The 20,390-nt window shown below is 53.9% G+C and carries 17 protein-coding genes and 1 riboswitch; of the genes, 8 read left to right on the forward strand and 9 right to left on the reverse strand.

What is annotated here, in order from left to right; genetic code table 11:
• Positions 1-50 precede the first annotated feature (50 nt).
• Together K1558_RS10335 and K1558_RS10340 are read left to right on the forward strand one after the other, a co-directional pair.
• Positions 51-1,712, forward strand: a complete 1,662-nt coding sequence (locus K1558_RS10335; protein ID WP_238651470.1) for a histidine kinase N-terminal 7TM domain-containing diguanylate cyclase — start codon at positions 51-53, stop codon at positions 1,710-1,712.
• Positions 1,713-1,921: 209 nt separating this feature from the next.
• Entirely contained in the window at positions 1,922-3,325 is a 1,404-nt protein-coding gene (locus K1558_RS10340; RefSeq protein ID WP_238651471.1) for an S-layer homology domain-containing protein, read from the forward strand.
• 70 nt (positions 3,326-3,395) lie between these two features.
• Here the strand turns inward: K1558_RS10340 and K1558_RS10345 are convergent, their stop codons facing one another.
• Positions 3,396-3,902, reverse strand: coding sequence for a GNAT family N-acetyltransferase (locus K1558_RS10345; protein WP_238651472.1), 507 nt, complete (start codon positions 3,900-3,902; stop codon positions 3,396-3,398).
• A gap of 135 nt (positions 3,903-4,037) precedes the next feature.
• On the opposite strand from K1558_RS10345, the gene K1558_RS10350 reads away from it, so the two are divergent.
• Positions 4,038-4,406 carry a DUF1304 domain-containing protein gene (locus K1558_RS10350; RefSeq protein ID WP_238651473.1) on the forward strand — a complete coding sequence of 123 codons (369 nt, stop codon included), beginning with the start codon at positions 4,038-4,040 and terminating at the stop codon, positions 4,404-4,406.
• A gap of 42 nt (positions 4,407-4,448) precedes the next feature.
• Here the strand turns inward: K1558_RS10350 and K1558_RS32765 are convergent, their stop codons facing one another.
• From K1558_RS32765 to K1558_RS10385, 7 genes are all read right to left on the reverse strand, one after another.
• Positions 4,449-5,270: a methyl-accepting chemotaxis protein gene (locus K1558_RS32765; RefSeq protein ID WP_274528484.1), complete on the reverse strand. Its 822-nt coding sequence runs from the start codon at positions 5,268-5,270 to the stop codon at positions 4,449-4,451.
• A gap of 606 nt (positions 5,271-5,876) precedes the next feature.
• Positions 5,877-6,080: a DinB family protein gene (locus K1558_RS10360; RefSeq protein ID WP_338019685.1), complete on the reverse strand. Its 204-nt coding sequence runs from the start codon at positions 6,078-6,080 to the stop codon at positions 5,877-5,879.
• Between the two features lie 8 nt (positions 6,081-6,088).
• Complete coding sequence (locus K1558_RS10365; protein ID WP_238651474.1) at positions 6,089-7,036, reverse strand: helix-turn-helix transcriptional regulator; 948 nt, start codon at positions 7,034-7,036, stop codon at positions 6,089-6,091.
• A gap of 34 nt (positions 7,037-7,070) precedes the next feature.
• On the reverse strand, positions 7,071-8,447 hold the full coding sequence (locus K1558_RS10370; protein WP_238651475.1) for an amino acid permease: 1,377 nt from the start codon (positions 8,445-8,447) through the stop codon (positions 7,071-7,073).
• A 143-nt stretch (positions 8,448-8,590) separates the two neighbouring features.
• A riboswitch (glycine riboswitch) is annotated at positions 8,591-8,670 on the reverse strand.
• Between the two features lie 163 nt (positions 8,671-8,833).
• Positions 8,834-9,769 (reverse strand): DUF4179 domain-containing protein, encoded by a 936-nt coding sequence (locus tag K1558_RS10375; RefSeq protein WP_238651476.1) that lies wholly within the window; start codon positions 9,767-9,769, stop codon positions 8,834-8,836.
• A 275-nt stretch (positions 9,770-10,044) separates the two neighbouring features.
• Positions 10,045-10,764: a DUF5643 domain-containing protein gene (locus K1558_RS10380; protein ID WP_238651477.1), complete on the reverse strand. Its 720-nt coding sequence runs from the start codon at positions 10,762-10,764 to the stop codon at positions 10,045-10,047.
• A gap of 11 nt (positions 10,765-10,775) precedes the next feature.
• Positions 10,776-10,997: a hypothetical protein gene (locus K1558_RS10385; RefSeq protein WP_238651478.1), complete on the reverse strand. Its 222-nt coding sequence runs from the start codon at positions 10,995-10,997 to the stop codon at positions 10,776-10,778.
• A gap of 201 nt (positions 10,998-11,198) precedes the next feature.
• Between K1558_RS10385 and K1558_RS10390 the strand changes: the two genes are divergently transcribed.
• The 5 genes from K1558_RS10390 to K1558_RS10410 all read left to right on the forward strand — a co-directional run bounded on the left by K1558_RS10390 (position 11,199) and on the right by K1558_RS10410 (position 18,328).
• Positions 11,199-12,176, forward strand: coding sequence for an ABC transporter permease (locus K1558_RS10390; RefSeq protein WP_238651479.1), 978 nt, complete (start codon positions 11,199-11,201; stop codon positions 12,174-12,176).
• Between the two features lie 15 nt (positions 12,177-12,191).
• The gene (locus tag K1558_RS10395) at positions 12,192-13,106 is read left to right on the forward strand and encodes a carbohydrate ABC transporter permease (RefSeq protein ID WP_238651480.1); all 915 of its coding nucleotides are present in this window, start codon (positions 12,192-12,194) and stop codon (positions 13,104-13,106) included.
• Positions 13,107-13,175: 69 nt separating this feature from the next.
• The gene (locus K1558_RS10400) at positions 13,176-14,774 is read left to right on the forward strand and encodes an ABC transporter substrate-binding protein (protein WP_238651481.1); all 1,599 of its coding nucleotides are present in this window, start codon (positions 13,176-13,178) and stop codon (positions 14,772-14,774) included.
• 184 nt (positions 14,775-14,958) lie between these two features.
• Complete coding sequence (locus K1558_RS10405) at positions 14,959-16,695, forward strand: sensor histidine kinase (protein ID WP_238651482.1); 1,737 nt, start codon at positions 14,959-14,961, stop codon at positions 16,693-16,695.
• Between the two features lie 7 nt (positions 16,696-16,702).
• A complete protein-coding gene (locus K1558_RS10410; protein ID WP_238651483.1) occupies positions 16,703-18,328 on the forward strand; it encodes a response regulator in 1,626 nt (541 codons plus the stop codon).
• Positions 18,329-18,763: 435 nt separating this feature from the next.
• Here the strand turns inward: K1558_RS10410 and araA are convergent, their stop codons facing one another.
• Positions 18,764-20,188: an L-arabinose isomerase gene (gene araA, locus K1558_RS10415; RefSeq protein ID WP_238651484.1), complete on the reverse strand. Its 1,425-nt coding sequence runs from the start codon at positions 20,186-20,188 to the stop codon at positions 18,764-18,766.
• Between the last annotated feature and the right edge of the window lie 202 nt (positions 20,189-20,390).

Raw genomic sequence — 20,390 nt, forward strand, 5'->3', positions numbered from 1 at the left:
AGACCCATAAAAAACAAATAATACTATTAATATCAAGAAGGTGTAATATATTGGCCTTAGCGTCATGGATCGATCTGATCATGTGCTTCATTCTGTTCCTTCTGTTCGTCTATGTAGTCGCCACCGTCACCATTACTAACCTGCACAAGGTCTACCTGGGCTTCCATTTCTCAATGCTGATCTGGCCGTATTCCCAGTTCGCCATAAGGACTGTTAATGATCCTGTCTACCAGCTCTTCTATGTGAAGCTCGCCTTCGTCGATGCTTCCCTGCTGATCCTGGGCTGGATCTTCTTCACGATACTGCTCTCCGGCCAATCCCAATTTCTTCGTAAAAAGGTATTGGCCGTCCTGTTCATTCCTGCCCTGCTATCCTCAGCCGGAGTGATCCTGAATCCGCACGGATGGTTCGTACGTCCGGTGAACGGGGGATATGTAGAACGGATCTACGGCCCCATTTTCTGGGTGAATATGATCATTCTGATTCTGCACGCCATTGGATCGCTGTATGTCATACGCACCGCCCTGGTCTCCGATCAGGCCCAGCGTATCAAGAATCAGATTCTGTATATTCTGCGGGGCATCGTTGCCGTATGCATCTTCCTCATGATCGATGTGCTGCTGAATGTGGTGCTGGATGATTACCTGCCTGTGATTCCAGGCTTTACTTCGCTGGGGATTGTGGTGTCGGCTACTTTTTTTGTGATCACCATCCACAAGGACAAAGTGTTCGATATTGTGACCATCGCCCATCAGGATATCATCAATACAATGGAGTACGGCATTCTGGTGCTTGATGATAAGGAGCAGGTAGTCGAGATTAACCGTGCGCTGCTTCCGCAGGTCAGACTGTCGCCCGGGCAGCGGTTTGAGATGGGCCTCTACCTGCCGGACGGCGAGAAGCTGAAGACCGAAGCCTTCCTGCAGACCTACCGGAATCACCCGCTTGAGGTCGCAGAGATTGAGCTGCTGTATCCCACCCTCCAGATGTATATCAGCATTCATGCCGCACCGATCATGGTCGGCGGAAGCCGGGTCGGACGGATTATCATCTTCCAGAATATCACCGAGTTGCGCCGCCTGATTGAGGAGACCGCCCAGCAGAACGCCATCCTGCAGGAGCGCAACGCCGCCCTGATTAAGGTTCAGGAGGAGCTGTTCCAGACGAACGCCAAGCTGCGGAAGCTGGCGGTTACAGACAGCCTGACCGGCTGCTTCAACCGGCATTATCTCATGCAGCGGCTGGAAGAGGAGCTGCTAAAGGACCGGAATGCACCGGCCTCTTCGACCATTATACTGATCGATATCGATTATTTCAAAACGGTCAATGACCGCTACGGCCATCTGGCCGGGGATGAGGTCATCTGCCGGACGGTGGAGGTGCTGCAGCGCTGTCTCCGGCCCTCGGATATCCTGGCCCGCTACGGCGGAGAGGAGTTCATCATTTATCTGCCGGATACGGAAGAAGACGGAGCCCCCCAGCTGGCCGGGCAGCTCAAATTAAGCGTGGAGCAGAATATCATCCACATCGATTACCTCGATGAGCCCGTCTCTGTCACCATCAGCATGGGGCTGCTCAGTATCGGCGAATTCAAGATCCCGCCCGGCATGGACGCGACCACCTACCTGAACGACCTGTTCAAGGCTGCCGACCAGGCGCTGTATGCCGCCAAGCATCAAGGCCGGAACCAGATCGTTGCGGCGAAGGTTTGATTCTAGCTATGAGAAGACAGCGCTAGCCTGATGGGCAGGTGCTGTTTTTTGTTGAGCCGGCTGTAGACGGAAAACCTATTATATTCGGCGGCCGCGAGGCACATGAACAAAATGTATGCAAAAAACTGAAGACATACTGTAACCTTTTTGCATGAGCCGCCGTCTAAGATCACAAATAAACCACAAACTACTCGAAGAGGTGACTGAACGTGAAGAATACATTCAAGATGATGACAGTAACCGCAGCCGCCGCTCTTACGCTAAGCCTGACAGGACAATCCTTCGCATCGGCAGCAGCCTTCAAGGATATTAATAATGTGCCTGACAAAGACAAGATCATTGCTCTGCAGAACAGCGGCCTGATTAAGGGCATCAGCGCGGATCTGTTCGGCCCGAATATCAGCATCACAGCAGCCCAGGGAGTGCAGATGATCGTGAGTGCGTTTGATCTGAATCTGAATGCGATCCGGTTCGTGAAGGAGCCCCATGCCACCGACTATTTCAAGAATGCGAATGACTCCGCCTGGTATGCACAGGCGCTGATTATCGCCGGCGTGCACGGACTGGACCTGCCAGCTGATCTGAAGCCTGGTGAGAAGCTGACCCGCGAAGAATTCACCTACCAGCTCATTGATGCGATGGAGAACACGAACCATCTGCCGATGATTAAGCCGGTGGTGGTAGAGTACGCCGACCAGGATCAGGTGAAGGTGGAGTACTCCGGTGCTATCCAGCGCGCGCTGAATTACGGTGTGCTGAAGCTGGATGCCAGCGGCAAGCTTAACCCCAAGCAGGAGATCACCCGTGCAGAAGCAGCAGTAGCCATCAGCAATGCGCTGGCATATCTGAAGGCCCATCCGGCCCCTGTTGCTACAGATGAGGTCCTGACCGCAGAGCAAGCAGTGCAGATAATCAAGGAGGCAGTGGGCCCGGAAGCCAGCCTGCAGATCAAGATTACTCCGGCGGCCAGCATGTCCCGTGAAGCCTTCACATATCTGTTGATCCATACGTTACAGACCAGCGGACAACTGCCTATGATTAACGTTGTTCCGATGGACGTGAAGGACGGCGATCAGATCGACATCCTGAACTCCGGTGCTATCCAGACTGCCCTGGCCCTCGGCTTCGTGGAGCTGGATGGAGACGGAAATTTCCACCCGAAGGGGGCAATTACCCGTCCTGAAGCGGCTTCCATCGCCGGAAATGCCGTGAATTACCTGAAGGCACACCCGGCACCCGGTGCGGTAAGTGAGCCAATCACTGCCACCGAAGCTGTCCAGTTCATTAAGGACGCAGCCGGACCTGAGGCCCACCTGCAGATCAAGATTGATCCTAACATGAGCGTTACCCGCGAATCGTTCACCACTCTGCTGATTAACACGCTGCAATCCAGCGGGCAGCTGCCGATGATTAAGCTGATCCCGGTGGAGATTAAGGATAATGACAAGATCGATCTCCCGAACTCGGGAGCGATTCAGACAGCAATTGCCCTGAAGATCGTGAAGCTGGATGAAGACGGAAGCTTCCGTCCGCAGGACGGGGTCACCAGCGCTGACGCAGCGGCAATGGTCAGCCAGGTGAAGGCCATCCTGAGCGGCAAGTCTGCCAAGTAAGCAAAGGTTTGTTTCACCCCTTCTGCCAGCAATGCGGAGGGGGTTTTTGCTGTGTTCTTAGCGCTATATCCTACAGCAGCAGCGCCATCAGATCCTCGTCCAGATACACACCATCAAGCTTCATCGCCCTCGGCTCGGTACCGTAGCAGACGAATCCAAGAGATTCGTAGAGTCTTTTGGCAGCCACATTACTGGAGGTTACGCTCAGCATAAGCTGCTCAAGCCCCGGCGCGGCCTTCGCCCGTGCAATCAGCTCCTGCATCAGCGCGCGGCCTACGCCATGTTTACGGGCAACAGGATCTACATATACTGCATAGACATTGGCTTTGTGCTGAATCTTGGACCGGCTCTCCCGGAAGAAGGTGGCCATTCCCGTCAGCCCCTGCTCCCCATCCAGGAAAGCGCCCAGGGTGAAATGCCCGTCCGAGGAGTCCAGTCTGATCCGGGTGGTCTCGATAGACAGCTTCACTTCCGCTTCATAGGAGCTCAGAAAAGCCTCAGGGTGCTGCTGGAGCGATTGCAAGCGGAGCGCGCGGTAGCTCTCAGCGTCTGCAGAAGTCAGTGTTCTGATGTACATCGCCTTTACCTCCTCGGATTCTATAAATTGACAAACGGTGATAATCTGGGTATATTTAGATTTGTAAAATTATATTTTGCACAATATAAATTTAGAATGATGTCGATTTCTATCACTTGAAAAGAGGGACTTCTGATGATGATTGTAAGTACAATTCTTGTGGCCCTGGTTGCGCTGGAGCATCTGTACATTCTGGTGCTGGAAATGTTCCTGTGGACCACCCCGAGAGCGCAGAAGGCGTTCGGATTAACCCCGGCCTTCGCACGGGAAACGAAATCACTGGCTGCCAATCAGGGCCTGTATAACGGCTTCCTGGCCGCCGGTCTGATCTGGGGGCTGCTGCATCCCAGCACGGACTTCGGTTACCAGCTGCAATTGTTCTTCCTGATCTGTGTGGCGGTTGCGGCAATCTATGGCGGCATCACCTCCAAAAGATCGATTCTGCTGATGCAGGGCCTGCCCGCCTTCCTGGCGCTGGCTGCCACGCTGATCGCACATCTGTAAGCTTCGCGAACCGATGCAGGCAGCTTCTTCTCCGCTCCAGCTTTACAGCTTCTGCGCGAACCCGTTCAGCTGCTCGGACATCGCCCGGATCTCCTCAATGAAGCTGGAGATCTCCTGGGTGGAAGCCGCCTGCTCCTGACCGACCGAAGCAATCTGGCTGATAGCCTGGCCGATGCCCTGCATGGCCGTCTGGATCTCCCCCAGCGTATCCCTGATCCGCTGCGCCGATTGCTCGGTCTCCTTGGAGAATCTGCGGATCTCCTTGGCGACTACATCGAAGCCACGGCCAAGCTCTCCGGCATGGGCGGCTTCAATTGCCGCGTTGATGCCTAGCAGATTCGTCTGATCGGCCACCTTCCTCAGTACGGCCAGCACCTCACTGCTTTTGTGAACACTATGGGCTGTCGACTCTGACTGGACCAGCAGCCTCTGCGAGTAGCTCGCAAGCAGGCCTGAGCCGTCCGCGACCTGGCTGATTCTATTATTGGCCTGATTCAGCGATAACGCAATCCGGTCAGCGATCTCCCGCAGCTCTGTCTGCCTGCGCACCTGGATACAAACTGCTCCGCACACCCTTTCCTCCTCATCATGGACCGGCAGCACCGTACCGACGAATTCGTAACCGTAGTATTCCCTGGGAACATTGGCTACCGAGTATTCATCATGCTTGAGCGCATAATACAGAGGCTCGTCTGGCTGAATCACCTGCCCTGCCCGGATGCCCAAATCGATAAAATCACCGGGATAATAGGCGAGGAACTTCTCGGTATCACAGACGGCAATCGAGATGTCGTAAGGAAAAGCAGCTTTCAAAATGGGCGCCAGATTTACTATATCTTCAAGGGAGCGGACGATGTTTTTCATAGGTGTGAGTCTCCTTTTGTTCGGGTGGCTTCAGGGTACAGTGAAATCTTGATTAGGTTTCGACATTTTATGACAAACCTCCTTCATTCAAAAATGAATAATTAAAAATTGATTCTCTTCGCCTACTTGCTGGCTTGCCCAATGTGGCCGGTTTTTCCGGTTGCAACATATAAATTCTTATATTTGAACAAAATCACCCTCCGGGTGAATAAGATTACCTTCGCGTGAGCACCATGTATGCTGTTTTTGATATACATTCCCACCGTATGCCTGCTTGCCAGCACTATGTATGCTGTTTTTGATATACATTCCCACCGTGTGCCTGCTTGCCAGCTCAATGTATGCTGTTTTTGATATACATTCCCTTCGTGTGCCTGCTTGCCAGCTCAATGTATGCTGTTTTTGATATACATTCGCTTTTGGTCCCTATTCCTTTCTACCATCCCATTCTATAGGCTCTAAGCCGCTCTTCCGCCACCTTCAGCTTCCACGCCACTCTACGAATCTTTCCAAGAACTCTTCTCCACAACTCAACACACAAACAAAAAAACCGAAATCCCTCCGTCCATTACGGATAGGCTTCGGCTTATTGGCGGTTCCGTTGAGCTAGATGCTTGACCCTATTGCATGCTTAAACCGCTCCAGCTGCAGCAGGTGATGGCGGTAATGCATCTCAATCAGCAGATACCATTCGGTTGCATTCAAAGGACCGAATCGGGGATGAGGGACAGTGCTGTGCAAGGGGGCGTGGGCCAGCTTCGGCAGGGTCTCCCGCATCCGTTCAACCACCGTGTTCAGGCCCCGGACCAGGCATTATGTCAGTAGCGTTCCAGCATTCTTGCTGCTTCCTCCCGCACAAGTTTCCGCAAGGTTTCCGGCTCCAGCACAACCGCTCCGGCTCCCCAGCCAAGCACCCACTGCAGCAATTCCTCCGGCTGCCGTACCCGGAAGGTCATATGCCTGCCGTCTGCCCGGTCCTCTGCGGCCTCCAGATAATAGTTGCCGGATTCAACCGCCTGATCAGCTATCGCTGAATCCACCCGGATGCGCACGATTATACTCCGGTCGTCCTCCGGCTGATAGGCCTGGAAATCGAAACCGGCAGGCGTCTGAAACGGCTGCTCCAGCACAGTGAGCTCCAGCATCCGGGATAACCGGAAATGGCGGACCTCCTGCCGCAGCTCACACCAGGCGACCAGCGTCCAGGCTCCTCTGTTCAGCACAAGCCCGTACGGCCAGGCAGTACGGACACTCCGGTGACTTCCGTCGGCTTCCTGTCTTGCCTTCGTATACCCAAAGCTGATCTTCCGCTGCTCCAGAATCGCGCGGCGGATCTGCCCGATATAATCCTTCTCCTGTCCCTGCAGCCGGTCTTTGGAGGTATTCAGCAGCAGGACGCTCTGACGGATGCGGGAGGCATTCTCCCGGACATCTGCCGGCAGAACCGCTTCAATCTTCCTGCCGGCTGCGGAGGCCCGGTCCCCGTATTCCGTGTCGAACCGCTGTTCAATGAAATCCGTCCCGATCAGCAGGGTTACCGCTTCCTCCGCTGTGAAGCTGACCGGAGGCAGGAAGTAGCCCTTCATTAATGAATATCCCTGACCGGTCGCCCCGACCACCGGCACCCCGGCTTCGCTAAGCGCCTGGATATCCCGGTAGATGGTTCTTACACTCGTCTCGAAGACAGCCGCCAGATCCTCTGCCCGTACTACCTCTTTGCGCTGCAGCTCCAGTACGATCGCTAACATACGGTCTGTTTTGTTCATACGCCTGCGGCTCCTTCAACATAATCAAATCAGCTTACGTATTGATTATACTGGCTTCCGGCTCACTTTGCCCCTTACGGCTTCTAAAAGAATACAGGATGAGCAGCAGAATGAACCACAGCGGGGTGAACAGCAGCGCCGGACGGGTCTCTCCGGCAAACAGCATGATGATCAGAATGGCCGCGAACAGCGTCAGCACCGCATAGTTGATCAGCGGAGTGAGCGGTGCTTTGAATTTAGAGGCGGCATGTAAATCCGGGCGGTTCCTTTTATACTTGATATGGCAGACCAGCACCACGCCCCAGACCCAGATGAAGCAGATCGCGCTGATAGTCGTCACAATCCCGAACGCCTGCCCCGGAATGAGCTTGCTGAGCAGCGCCCCGGCGGAGATAATCAGCGTGGAGAGGAACAGGGAATTCGCCGGCACATGATTCCGGTTCAGCTTGCCGAGCTGCGGTGACGCCTGATTCCGTCTGCTCAGATTGTAGAGAATCCGGCTGGTCGAGAACATCCCGCTGTTGCAGGCGGAAGCCGCCGAGGTCAACACAACGAAGTTGATAATGCCCGCAGCGACAGGAATGCCGACCAGACTGAAGGTGCGCACGAACGGGCTCTCCGCAGCGCTAAGCTGGGTCCAGGGATTAATGCACAGCAGGACGAACAGCGCGCCGACATAGAAGAACAGAATCCGCAGCGGGATTTTGTTGATCGCGGACGGAATGTTTTTCTCAGGATTAGCCGTCTCGGCTGCCGACACCCCCACCAGCTCTACCCCGACATAAGCGAACACCACCATCTGGAACGAGAACAGGAAGCCCTTCACCCCGTTCGGGAACAGACCGCCATGCTCCCATAGATTCCGCACACTTACCGACCCTGCATCGGTTCTAAACCCGATCACGAGCAGAACAATGCCAAGGCCGATCAGGGCCAGAATGGTAATGACCTTAATCAGGGCAAACCAGAATTCCAGCTCCCCGAAGCTCTTAACCGTCAGCAGATTCAGCCCGAGCAGAATGACCAGGCAGATCACCGCCGGCACCCACTGGGGAATGTCGAACCAATACTGCACATACACGCCCACAGCAATCACATCGGCCATCGCCGTCATAATCCAGCAGAACCAATAGGTCCAGCCCGTAATGAAAGCCGCACGCGGCCCCAGGTAATCCTCAGCAATATCTGTAAAAGACTGATACCCCGCCTTCGAGAGCAGCAGCTCCCCGAGCGCCCGCATCACGAAGAATACCGCCAGCCCCACGATCAGATACGTGAGCATGATGGAGGGCCCGGCCTGCTGGATTGCCTTGCCTGAGCCGAGGAACAGCCCCGTTCCAATCGTACCGCCGATGGCGATGAGCTGGACGTGCCGGTTTGCGAGCTCTCTTTTTAATTCTGTCTGTGCCATACCTGTCTCCCCCTTAATGAATATGAATCTGTACTCCCGCCAAAAACAAAAAAGAGACTGGATATCATCCAATCTCCCGGTTCATAAAAAGTCCCAAATAAGCGTCTGCAGCAGCGGCTAATCCGCATGGCAAAACACAAATCCGGTACTCTTCTGTCCTTTTGCCTGAGATTATGAACCCTTCGGCGCTGCGGAACTCCGCAGTCTCTCCAGAAGCTGCTCCTGCTATAGTGTGATCCATAGCAATCATAGCTTGTGAATATTTAGTTAGATGGTGCTGCCTTCATGTAAATATTTTTCAATTCTATTCATACTCCAGAATTCTGTCAATAGCATTCGTCACTGCAGGGGCACAGCCAACGGTGAAGCTCCACTGTACATGTCCGTTATTTAACCGTGAATTTACTTTCCAGATCTTTATAATATGTCTTAATCGCTTGGCCCTTGCTGTCCCGGATGAATTCCCCGCGGGCATTGAAGGAGAACGTGTAGGGCTTGATGCTAATGGACTTCGGAACGGCTGGAAAAGCGGCGTAATGCTGCACTTCTGATCCACTTGTCAGTACTTTTTTGTCTATGATGTTAAGTGAAGGAGATATATTTCCCTTATCGTCCACAAGTTCATATAACATATTTTGTGAACCTGCCTTGGAACGGGCTGTAGCTGGATGCACCCCCTTGAAATTCAGCTTCAGCGACATCGTTAACGGGCTCATCTGAAATCCGGTCACCGTATAGCTGAAATTACTGTTTTTCTTGGAGACACCGGGCTTCAGATCCAGCAGCAGGCGAAGCTTGTCCGCCTGAGTGTTGAACTCAAACGGCTCCGGCACTCCCTTGACGTACACTCTTAATGTCAGCTTGAATGAGTCAGGGATCACCTGCTTAACCTTCCCTTCCTGCAAATAGAAGAGAGCGGAATCCTTCTCTTGGTTGGTCATAATATCGAAGGTTGCGGACTTCCCGTCAATCAATACCTCCATTATCCTTGTATTGTCCAGAAATGCGCCTTCCTTGGTCAGCTTAGTACCTTCCTGCTTTATACCTGCCACAATTTTGGCGCCATCTACGGCCAGATCGGTCAAAGTCAGCTTGACTCCCTGCTGCGTCACCGCCTGATTGGGAGAAGCCGCAATTCCATTCTTGGCTATCGCCTTCAGCGTAGTATCGTTACTGGCGGCGAATACGCCTGCCCCCTTGCTGACTCCGGCTGCTAGAGCAGACGGGGCGGAAATTCCATAGCTCGACACTCCGCCTAATGTAACCGTTACTGCAGCAGCTACAAGCACTTTTTTGACTCCGTTGAAATGAATGTTAAACATCTATGATTCTCCTTTGCTGATTGTATTCAATAGATATAACAATACCACCCCCCCATTATGTGACAATCGCATTGGCAAGAGAGAATTCCGCCGGGCCGCTCAACTAGAACTTATGGTAATTTCCGCACCAAAAAAGGAGACTGGATGTCATCCAATCTCCCGGTGCAGTACTCCAGCAGAACCAATAGGTCCAGCCTGTAATGAAGGCCCCGCGCGGCCCCTGGTAATCCTCAGAAATATCTGTAAAAGAGGTGAAGCTCCACTATACACGTTCGTTACTTCACCGTAATTTTGGTCTCCAGGTCTTTATAATACGTTTTAGCCCATTGGCCCTGCTTGTCTTTTAATATTTTGCCGCTGGCATCTTTGGCATACGTAAACGGCTTAACGCTAATGGTCTTCGGGACGGCCGGAAAAGCACCATAGTTCTGCTCCTCGGTACCGCTTGTCTTAACCTTCTCAAACGGCTTGCCCCATGGCGAGCTCACATTCCCCTTCTCATCCACAAGGTCATATAACATTCTCTCCGGGTTCGCCTTGGACTTGGCCGCCGCCGGAGCTGTACCCTTGAAGCTCACCTGCAGAGACATCGTTAACGGGGTCAGCTCGAAGGAGGTCACCGTATAGCTGAAGTTGCTGTTCTTCTTGGAGACGCCCGGCTTGAGGCTTAACAGGGTCCCCAGCTTGCTCACTTGAACCTTAAAAACAAACGGCTCCTTCACCCCATTGGCGTAAGTCTTCAGCGTCAGGTCGAATTGATCCGGGATTTGCTGCTTCATTGCTCCCTTACTCAAATAGATCAAGGCTGTGTCCTTATCATCCGGATTTGTACTGATGGACGTATCGTACAGCAGCTTTTTTCCATTGATTAACACGTCCACATTCCTCGTCTGGTCCATGAAGGAACCGTACTTGTCCACTGTCCCTCCCTCCTGCCGGATGCCAGCGATAAGCTGATTACTGTCATAGGTCAGATCGGTTAGTGTCAGGGTCACCCCCTCTTGGGTCACGGCCTGATTCGGGGCAGCAGCAAGCTTTTTCTGAAAATAGCCTTCAGAGTGGCGTTGTCGCTGACCGCGAACGCGCTGCCAGCCTTAGCATCCTTGTTGACATTGGCTGCCGCCGCAGGTACAGTGAATCCCCCGCCGGTAACTGTCCCTCCAATTACAGCAGTGACTGCTGTTGCGGCAATTACCTTTTTCATCGTCTTCAAGCTGGTCGTGAACATCGTTTCCTCTCTCCTTTGCTTATTTAAGAATATACAGGTATAACGTTTCGCTGGTGCTGTTTTGTGACATGAGTGCAGATTAACACCCTGCTGCGGACAAAGTCATTTTTGAATAAACAGAGTCATTTGCAAGAAAGAATTCCGCGGGGCCGCTCTACTATAATAAATTCATCCAGAACAAGTAGAGTGAGGTTAGAACTTATGGCAAATCCCGCAACACAAGCTATGACTACCCCGTCCCAGGCACAGCCCAAGGGCCGCTTGGGCCGGCTGCTGCACAACATCGTGCGCTACCGGGTGCTGCTGCTGATGCTGCTGCCCACGTCGATTATCTTTTTCATCAACTGCTATATTCCGATGTTCGGACTATTCATTGCCTTCAAGAACATTAACTACGTGGACGGCATTATGGGCAGTCCCTGGGCCGGGCTCGACAACTTCCGGTTCCTCTTCGCTACCTCCGACGCCCTGCGCGTAACCATCAACACCGTGGGCTACAATGTAGTCTTCATTATCTCAGGCCTCATTCTCTCCGTCTCGCTGGCGATTGCGATCAATGAGGTGCGTAACAAGCTGGCCTCGAAGTTCTTCCAGACCGTCATGATTATGCCGAACTTCCTGTCCATGGTGGTGGTCAGCTTCATCGTATATGCCTTCCTGCACCCGGAGTACGGCTTCCTGGTCAAGCATATTCTGCCGATGTTCGGCTACTCCTCGGTGAATGCTTATATGCATCCGGGCGCTTGGCCTTACATTCTGTGGATCACTAAGATGTGGCATTCCATCGGTATCGGCAGTGTCATCTATCTGGCGGCGATTACCGGGATCAGCGAGGAGCTGTATGAGGCTGCGGTGATGGACGGGGCCAGCAAATGGCAGCAGATCACCAAGATCACCCTGCCGCTGCTTACACCGATCATGGTCATTCTCACAATTCTTAACATGGGCGGGATTTTCCGCTCTGACTTCGGGCTGTTCTACCATGTGACCCTGGACTCCGGTGCGCTGCGCTCAACTACGGACGTCATCGACACCTATGTCTACCGGGGCCTGATCCAGCTCAACGACCTGGGGATGTCCTCTGCGGCGAACTTCTATCAATCGGTTGTCGGCTTCTTCCTGGTCATCGGCGCGAACGCTCTGGCCCGCAAGCTGAACCGCGACACGGCTCTTTTCTAGAAACGGAGGATTCTAATGACTACTGCATCCCGAAGCAACCCATATACCAAAGGCTCTACTACCGCCCAGATTATTCTGAATGTGTTCTTCATCGCCTTCAGCCTGGCGTGTATTCTGCCGATCGTACTCATTGTCGCTATCTCCTTAACCAACGAGAAGGCCTTGACCCTGCAGGGTTACAAATTCTGGCCTGATCATATCGACGCATCCGCGTACCAATATCTGTTCAAGCATTCGGAGACACTGGTTAAGGCGTATGGCGTCAGCCTGACGGTTACGGTGATCGGAACTGTGCTGGCCGTGCTGCTGATTGCGCTATATGCGTATCCGCTCTACCGGAAGGATTTCCCTTTTAAAAAGACATTCAACTTCTATCTGCTGATCACGATGCTGTTCTCGGGCGGACTGGTCCCCTTCTACCTGCTGTACGTGAACTATCTCGATCTGAAGGACTCGCTGGTCGCGCTGATCCTGCCCGGCTTGTCCAATGCCTTCTATATCTTCATCACCCGTACCTTCTTCCAGCAGACGATCCCGGAGGAGATGATTGAATCCGGCAAGCTCGATGGGGCTTCGGAGTGGCGGATCTTCTTCCAGCTCGTGCTGCCGATCTCTCTGCCGGTGCTGGCGACCATCGGACTGTTCACGACACTGATGTACTGGAATGACTGGTTCAACTCCATGCTGTTCATCAATGACACCAATAAGTTCTCGCTGCAGTACGTCATGATTCAGATGATCCGCCAGGCCGAGTTCTTCAAAACCCAGCTTGCCGGCACCGGCGTCGCCCTGATGGTTCAGGAATCCGTTCCGACCGAAAGTCTGCGGATGGCTATGGTGGTGCTGTCGATCGGCCCGATCCTGTTCATCTATCCGTTCTTCCAGAAGTACTTCACCAAGGGTCTTACGATTGGTGCGATCAAAGGTTAAGCGGTCTAACTCTGGCGTAAATGCCGGTTAGAATATATGATCTAATTATCATTGAGGAGGTTCATACAAATGAGAACAACCAGAAGCTCGGGCGCGGTGCTTGCTGCTCTAACCGCCGTGATACTGGGCATTACCGGATGCGGCGGGGGCAACTCAGGTGCAAATGCCCCGTCCAAGGCAGAATCGACAGCAGTGGCTACAGCAGCAGGCACGGAAGGCAGCACGAATCCTGATACCTCAACATTCCGCAAGCTGAAAGTGTACACGGTCGGCAATTTCCCGCAGAATGATACCAAGGCGGTTGTAGATGAGATCAACAAGTATCTCAAAGAGAAAATCAACGCCGAGATTGACTTCCAGGGACTCCCTTGGTCCTCTTGGGCCGAGAAAATGGCGCTGGCTTACCAATCCGGGGAGCAGGTCGATCTGACGTTTGCCCCGAACTGGGCCGACTTCGCCAACAACGTAGCCAAGGGCGCGTTCCTGCCGCTGGATGAGCTGTTAGATAAATATGGACAAGGCATCAAGGAGACGCTGGACCCCCGCTTCTTTGACGGCGGCAAGGTAGACGGCAAAATCTACGCCATTCCAACCAACAAGGAGATCGGCGAGAGCCACACGATTATGTTCCGCAAGGACCTGATCGATAAATACGGCTTCGATGTGAACTCGATTGAGACGCTGGAGGATCTGGAGCCATGGCTGGAGACCATTAAGCAGAAGGAACCGGCTATTGCGCCGATCTGGCTCTCCGGCAGCGGCTCGGATACGCTCGGCTACTTCGACAAGACGAGAGAGAGCATGAAGGAGAACTTCCGCTATGAGCTGGTTGCAGGCGCTCCGGCCGGCATCGTGCTGGATACCAAGACGGACAAAATGGTGATCAGCTCCATGGAATCCGATACGGCAATCTACCGGATGAAGCTCTACGGCGACTGGTTCGCCAAGGGCTACATCAATAAGGATGCGGCAACGACGAAGACCAGCACGGAAGACGCTTTTAAGGCCGGCAAGACCTGGATGAAGTTCGGCTCGGATAAGCCGGATTCCGACAAGGAAGACTCGATCGCCACCGGCATTGAGCTGGTGAAGCTGAAGGGCAATGAGCCTGAGATCAGCACCGCCAGCGTCAGCAACTCCATGATGGCGATTGGACGCACCTCCGTTGATCCGGAGCGGACCATGATGCTCCTGAATCTGCTCCATACCGATCCGGTGCTGGTCAATCTGATTGACTTCGGGGTAGAAGGACGGCAGTATGTGAAGGTGGAAGGCAAGGAGAACTTCATCAAGCTCCCTGACGGGATTGCTACCCGTGCGGATACCGGCTGGGCACCGGGGATTGAATGGATGTTCGGTAATCAGACTCTGACCTATCTGTGGGAAGGTGAAAGCGCAGACAAGTGGGAGAAGTTCAAGGCGTATAACGAGAGCGCCCATAAGGTGAAATCGTTCGGCTTCAACTTCAATACCGACCCTGTCAAAACACAGGTCTCGGTGGTGAGCAACATTATCAAGGAATTCCGTCCATTGCTCGAAACGGGCAGCCTGGGAGTAGACAAGGTGCTGACGGAATACAATAATAAGCTGAAGGCCAACGGCATTGAGGATATCCGTGCCGAGGTGCAGAAGCAATATGACGCCTGGAAGGCTAATCAACCGAAATAAATAAGTGGAAACAGCCATACCGTCCTTTTTAAGGGCGGTATCGTTTCAGCGAGAAATATAAGGATAAGTTATCGTGTGGAACATATACATTCTTATATTTTAAGCTAAGGGGAAGGACGGCCGCCGTCCTTCCCCTTTCCTGCCGCTCAGCGCATACATGTACCTAAGGATAAGGGGTGAGGCTATGAAACTGTCTTTGCGATTCAAGGTGAGTGCCCTGGTGCTGCTGCTGGTCACGCCGCTGTTCCTTTTTCTCTCTTACACTAACCTGTATTCCTCCAACATTGTCCGTGAGAAAGTGGCAAAATCGGCCTCTGACACGCTAACCCTTCACTTAGGTACACTGGATGAGCTGCTGGAGCAGACCAGCCATTATCTGCTGCGTACCGCCAATGAGAACATGCTGCTGGAGCTGTATTCCGACAGCGGCCCGGACAGCGTCAATTATTATCTGTCCATCCGCAAGCTGATGGACCAGTGGTACAGCGATGTCAGCTACTATACGATCATCCGCAGCGTCTTCGTCTACCATCAGGACCGGGATGAGCTCTTCCTCAGCAGCCAGCGGGAGTACTACCAGGAGAAGGAGTTGATTGCCTCCGGGCTGTCCTCCCGCTTGAAATCGCCCAATCTCCAGGGCTCCTTGAAGTGGGAGACGCTCACGCTCGGCGGGGAGCCGGTGCTGTTCAAGGTGCTGCCGGACAAGAGCGGACGGCTCCAGATGGGCGTTCTGGTCAGCATCGATTCCCTGGCCCAGCCCTTAACCCACCTGGAGTCTACAGGGGGCAGTGAACAGATCGGCATGGTCAGCAGTGAGGGCAAATTGCTGTGGGGGCAGTTCTCTGACGAGGATCTGGGCCTCATCCGCAGCCAGCTTAACTTGCCGGATCGTCCGGTCGATGCAACGATCCGGCTGAGCAACGGCAATCATTATCTGCTGATTGACAAGCCTTCGCAGTATTCCAATCTGAATGTATTCATCCTGCTGGATGAGAAGTCGATTCTGGACGAGCTGCCGGTCTTCCAGCGGATTATCAAGGTGATCCCCATCGCGATTATTATCATTATGGCGATCCTCCTGGCGCTGCTCAGCCGGCTGGTGTTCAAGCCGATCCAGCATCTGACCAGCGGAATGCGTATTCTGGGGAAGGGCCAGCTGGAGTACCGGCTGAAGGAAGGCAACACCCGCGAGTTCCAGATCATTAACCGGCAATTCAACCAGATGGCGGAGCAGATCGGCAATCTGAAGATTGATGTGTATGAGGAGCAGATGAAGGTGCAGCAGGCCGAGCTGAAGCATCTTCAGGCGCAGATCAATCCGCATTTTTTCATGAATTCCTTGAATATCGTCTTCCATCTGGTGGAGCTGAAGCAATATGCCCTGATCAAAAAAATGATCGGCCACCTGGTCTCCCACTTCCGCTTCATTATGAATACCAACGACACCTGGATACCGCTCCGCAGCGAGCTGAATCATATTCAGAACTATATTGAAATCCAGATGGTGATGTATCCGAACAAGCTGTCCTATGAGGTGCAGCTTCCGCCGGAGCTTGAGCATACCCTGATTCCGCCGCTGCTGATTCAGCCCTTCGTGGAGAATGCGTTCAAGCATGGCTTCATCAACAATGCCAAGCCCTTCGCCGTTGGCATCACCGTTCATGAGGAAGCCGGGGAGAACGGCGATTCCAGCATAGTGATCCGGGTCAGAGACTCCGGCCCGGGCTTCTCCGCCCATCACATGGACATGCTCAATCAGGGCCTGTATGAGCGCAAGCCGACAGACCGCCATCTGGGCATATGGAATGTATACCGGCGCATGATAATGTTCTACAACAACCGGGCCAGACTGATCTTCTGTAATGCTCCTGACGGAGGGGCTGCAGTGGAGATCCGGCTGCCCGTTCAGAGGGAGATGTGATGCTGCGATGTTCAGAGCCCTGATTGTCGATGACCAATATTTTGCCTTGCTAGGCCTCCAGCAGGGAGTGAACTGGAGCGCGCTTGGCGTGTCGGATGTCTGTCTGGCGGAGAACGTGGATCAGGCGATTGATGAGCTTACCCGGCAGCCTGTCGATTTGCTGATCTGTGACATCGAAATGCCGGGCAGGGACGGTCTGGAGCTGCTCGCCTGGGTGAAGCAGTCCTCTCCCCGCACGCTGACAATTATGCTGACCTGCCATGCCGATTTCGAGTATGCGCAGCGCGCGATATCTCTGGGCGCTTTTCATTATCTGCTCAAGCCGGTAGATTATGAGGAGCTGATGAAGGTCTCCCGTGAGGCGCTGGCCGAGATCAGCAGGCAGAAGGAGCAGCAAGAGTTCGAGTCCCTGATCCGGGAGTACCGGAGAAAGTGGGAGCATCAGCTGCCGCTACTGGTGGAACGGTTCTGGCAGGATATTCTCAGCCAGCGGGCCGCCCCTGTCCTGGAATCGCTCACCATCCCGGCGCATACCTACAATCTGGACCTGCGGCCGGATGACCGTTACTTCCTTGTGCTGCTCGGGCTGGAGCAGTGGAAGGAGAACCTCAGCGCACGGGATGAGACCATTATGGAGTACGCACTGCGTAATCTGGCAGAGGAGCTGTTGTTACATGGGCTGGAGGGAACCGTGCTGCAGGATCAGGCCGGCCACAACCTGGCAGTAATCTATGTACGTGATGACTTGAATGCAGTCCGCCGCAAGCTGGAGCAGAACGGCCAGAACTTCCTGAATACCTGTGAACAGCTGCTGCACTGCTCCTTGTCCATCTATATCAGCCCGGGCGTAGTGCTGTCCGAGATCATGAGCGCCTACACTTATGTTACCGAGCGGGAACAACGCAATCTGACCCATTCACGTCAAGTGTTCAGCCCGGAGGATCAGGAGCATGGCCGGAATACGCCGCTGGAGGCTCTGCCCCAGGCTGCACCGATGCATATCTTCGGCGAATGGGCCACCCTGCTGGAGTCCGGGGAGCTGGAGGAGCTGGGGCGGCGCGTGAACCTGTGGTTCGCAGGGATCCAGGCCGAACGCTGGACCAGCGAGCTGCACCGCCAGCTCATCCACGGCATTCTGTTCATTCTTCACACCGTCCTGGCCAAAAAAGGCCTGTCCGCCCACGCCTCAGCGGAGCTGAAGGCGCTGATGGAGAAAGAGAATTATCCGCGGCATTCCGCCACTCTCCAGAGCTGGGCGATGGATTGTATGCGGGCAGCCTTGCGGTTATTGCAGTCCAGCAACAATGTATCCTCGGCCACGGTGTCCAAGATCAGGCAGTATATCCGCTCGCGTCTGAGTGAGGAGATCACCCGGGATGAGCTGGCTGCGTATGTGTACCTGAACCCGGCCTATCTCTCCCGGCTGTTCAAGAAGGAGACCGGACTGTCAATCTCCGATGTGATTATCCAGGAGCGGCTGCAGAAGGCCAAGCAACTGCTGGAGGGCACCGAGCTGAAGATTACCGACATCGCCGAGCAGGTTGGCTACACCAGCCTGGGCAGCTTCTCCAACCTGTTCAAGCGGATCACCGGCACCACGCCGCAGCAATACCGCGCGCGGAATAAGAAGTGAGTGGGACGGGCGGGGGACAGTAGGGACATTAGGAGGGTAGGGACAATTGGGGCACCTGGCACAGGAACCGCTGCGCTGGCCTGCGCCTGCACATTGTAATCGGTTTTCCGATTACATTGGAGCCGATTGCCCCGCGTCTGCACATTGTAATCGGTTTTCCGATTACATTGGAGCCGATTGCCCCGCGCCTGCACTTTGTGATCGGTTTTCCGATTACATTGGAGCCGATTGCCCCGCGCCTGCACTTTGTAATCGGTTTTCCGATTACATTTGGACCACGCGCCCACGTAGCGCCGAATGTGTTCGGTTTTTCGCATACATTGGGCCTAACTGCCTTCGCCGCCGCACTCCCCATACCTGCCGCGCAAAAAGAGCGAAAGGGCTATACGCCCCCTCGCTCTTTTTAACATGCATTACGCTAACAAGTAACTCTTATTACTTAATAATTACATACTCCAGGCCAACCAGCTTGGCGTAGGTTACGATCTGATCAGTAGTGAGGTTCAGTGATACGACGGTGTGGTGGCCGCCACCGTTCTCGATCCAGGCTCTCACGCCGTCCTGGAAGTTCGGCTTCACCTGCCAGAGCACGCGGGCTACCGGCAGCTTCGGAGCCGGAACCGTTGGCTCGAACGCAGTAACTTCGTTGATCAGCAGCTTGTAGTGTGTACCGAAGTCGGCCATCGATACGACCACGCCTTCACCAGCCTTGCCGTCGAATACGAGACGGGCCGGGTCTTCACGATCGCCGATACCCAGCGGAGAGACGATGATCTTCGGCTGGTTAGCGGCCAGGCTCGGATCAACCTCCAGCATGTGGGACTGGAGAATCGCTTCCTGTCCGGCAGCCATTTCGTAGGTGTAATCCTCCATGAACCCGGTGTTCTGGTTGTGGCTCATCACCTTCATCAGGCGGTCCAGAGCAGCGGTCTTCCAGTCCCCTTCACCGGCGAAGCCGTAGCCTTGGGCCATCAGACGCTGAACAGCCAGACCAGGAAGCTGCTTCATGCCGTGCAGATCCTCAAAGTTGGAGGTGAAGGCATTGTAGCCGCCTGCATTCAGGAAGCGCTTGAGGGCAATCTCGTAGCTGGCCTGCACCTTAACGCTGGATCCCCAATCTTCCTTGCTGTACGTGCCATAATCAACGGCATACAGCTTGGTATATTCTGCGAACAGGGCATCGATCTCTTCCTGCTTCACTTCATTCACATAAGCGACCAGATCGCCGATACCGAAGTAGTCCACGGTCCAGCCGAACTGGATCTGGGCTTCTACCTTGTCGCCTTCGGTCACGCCCACATTGCGCATGTTGTCGCCGAAACGGGCAACCTTGATGTTGAAGCTCTCGTTATACGCTACGGCAACGTCCATCCACTCGGCAATCTGCTTCTGGACTTCCGGACGCTCCCAGTATCCTACAACAACCTTATTCTGTTTCTTCAGACGGGCATTAATGAAGCCATACTCACGGTCGCCATGGGCAGCCTGGTTCAGGTTCATGAAGTCCATGTCAATGGTTGCCCACGGAATGCTCTCATTGTACTGGGTAGCCAGGTGCAGCAGCGGCTTCTGCAGCAGCTTCGTGCCGCGAATCCACATTTTGGCCGGGGAGAAGGTGTGCATCCAGGTGATGACACCGGCAACCTCGTCGCGATAGTTCACTTCTTTCATGATGGAAGTGATTTTGTCGGCGCTGACGGCTAAGTCCTGCAGCACCAGCGGATAAGGAAGCACCCCGCTGTTATTGAGCGCATCGGTCATCTCCTGGGCATGGGCCTTCACTTCACCCAGCGCTTCATCTCCGTACAGGTGCTGCGATCCTACCACAAACCAGAATTGCTTGCCGCTTACTGTTGACATATCATTCATCCTCTTCTCTATTGGAATGTAATCTTAAAGCGTAATCGGCACTCCGGTGAACATTTGGACTTCCGGCCGCTGTTGTCCCCAGATTTCTTGATTAGAACCGCTCTTCGCGGTCGAAATCCGGTGACTGCTGACTAGAGTAAAGGACTGGTGTATAGCCAGCCCCTCCTCATCAAACCGTACGTGAGGTTTTCCC

Origin of the sequence: Paenibacillus piscarius (assembly GCF_022234545.1) — a bacterium.
GTDB classification, from domain to species: Bacteria; Bacillota; Bacilli; order Paenibacillales; family Paenibacillaceae; genus Paenibacillus_AQ; species Paenibacillus_AQ piscarius.

Coding starts and splice junctions, on each gene's coding strand:
- K1558_RS10345 (WP_238651472.1), bottom strand. CDS start 3,902: ATGTACATCAGAACACTGACTTCTGCAGACGCTGAGAGCTACCGCGCG.
- K1558_RS10350 (WP_238651473.1), top strand. CDS start 4,038: ATGATGATTGTAAGTACAATTCTTGTGGCCCTGGTTGCGCTGGAGCAT.
- K1558_RS32765 (WP_274528484.1), bottom strand. CDS start 5,270: ATGAAAAACATCGTCCGCTCCCTTGAAGATATAGTAAATCTGGCGCCC.
- K1558_RS10365 (WP_238651474.1), bottom strand. CDS start 7,036: ATGAACAAAACAGACCGTATGTTAGCGATCGTACTGGAGCTGCAGCGC.
- K1558_RS10370 (WP_238651475.1), bottom strand. CDS start 8,447: ATGGCACAGACAGAATTAAAAAGAGAGCTCGCAAACCGGCACGTCCAG.
- K1558_RS10375 (WP_238651476.1), bottom strand. CDS start 9,769: ATGTTTAACATTCATTTCAACGGAGTCAAAAAAGTGCTTGTAGCTGCT.
- K1558_RS10385 (WP_238651478.1), bottom strand. CDS start 10,997: ATGTTCACGACCAGCTTGAAGACGATGAAAAAGGTAATTGCCGCAACA.
- K1558_RS10390 (WP_238651479.1), top strand. CDS start 11,199: ATGGCAAATCCCGCAACACAAGCTATGACTACCCCGTCCCAGGCACAG.
- K1558_RS10395 (WP_238651480.1), top strand. CDS start 12,192: ATGACTACTGCATCCCGAAGCAACCCATATACCAAAGGCTCTACTACC.
- K1558_RS10400 (WP_238651481.1), top strand. CDS start 13,176: ATGAGAACAACCAGAAGCTCGGGCGCGGTGCTTGCTGCTCTAACCGCC.
- K1558_RS10405 (WP_238651482.1), top strand. CDS start 14,959: ATGAAACTGTCTTTGCGATTCAAGGTGAGTGCCCTGGTGCTGCTGCTG.
- K1558_RS10410 (WP_238651483.1), top strand. CDS start 16,703: ATGTTCAGAGCCCTGATTGTCGATGACCAATATTTTGCCTTGCTAGGC.
- araA (WP_238651484.1), bottom strand. CDS start 20,188: ATGTCAACAGTAAGCGGCAAGCAATTCTGGTTTGTGGTAGGATCGCAG.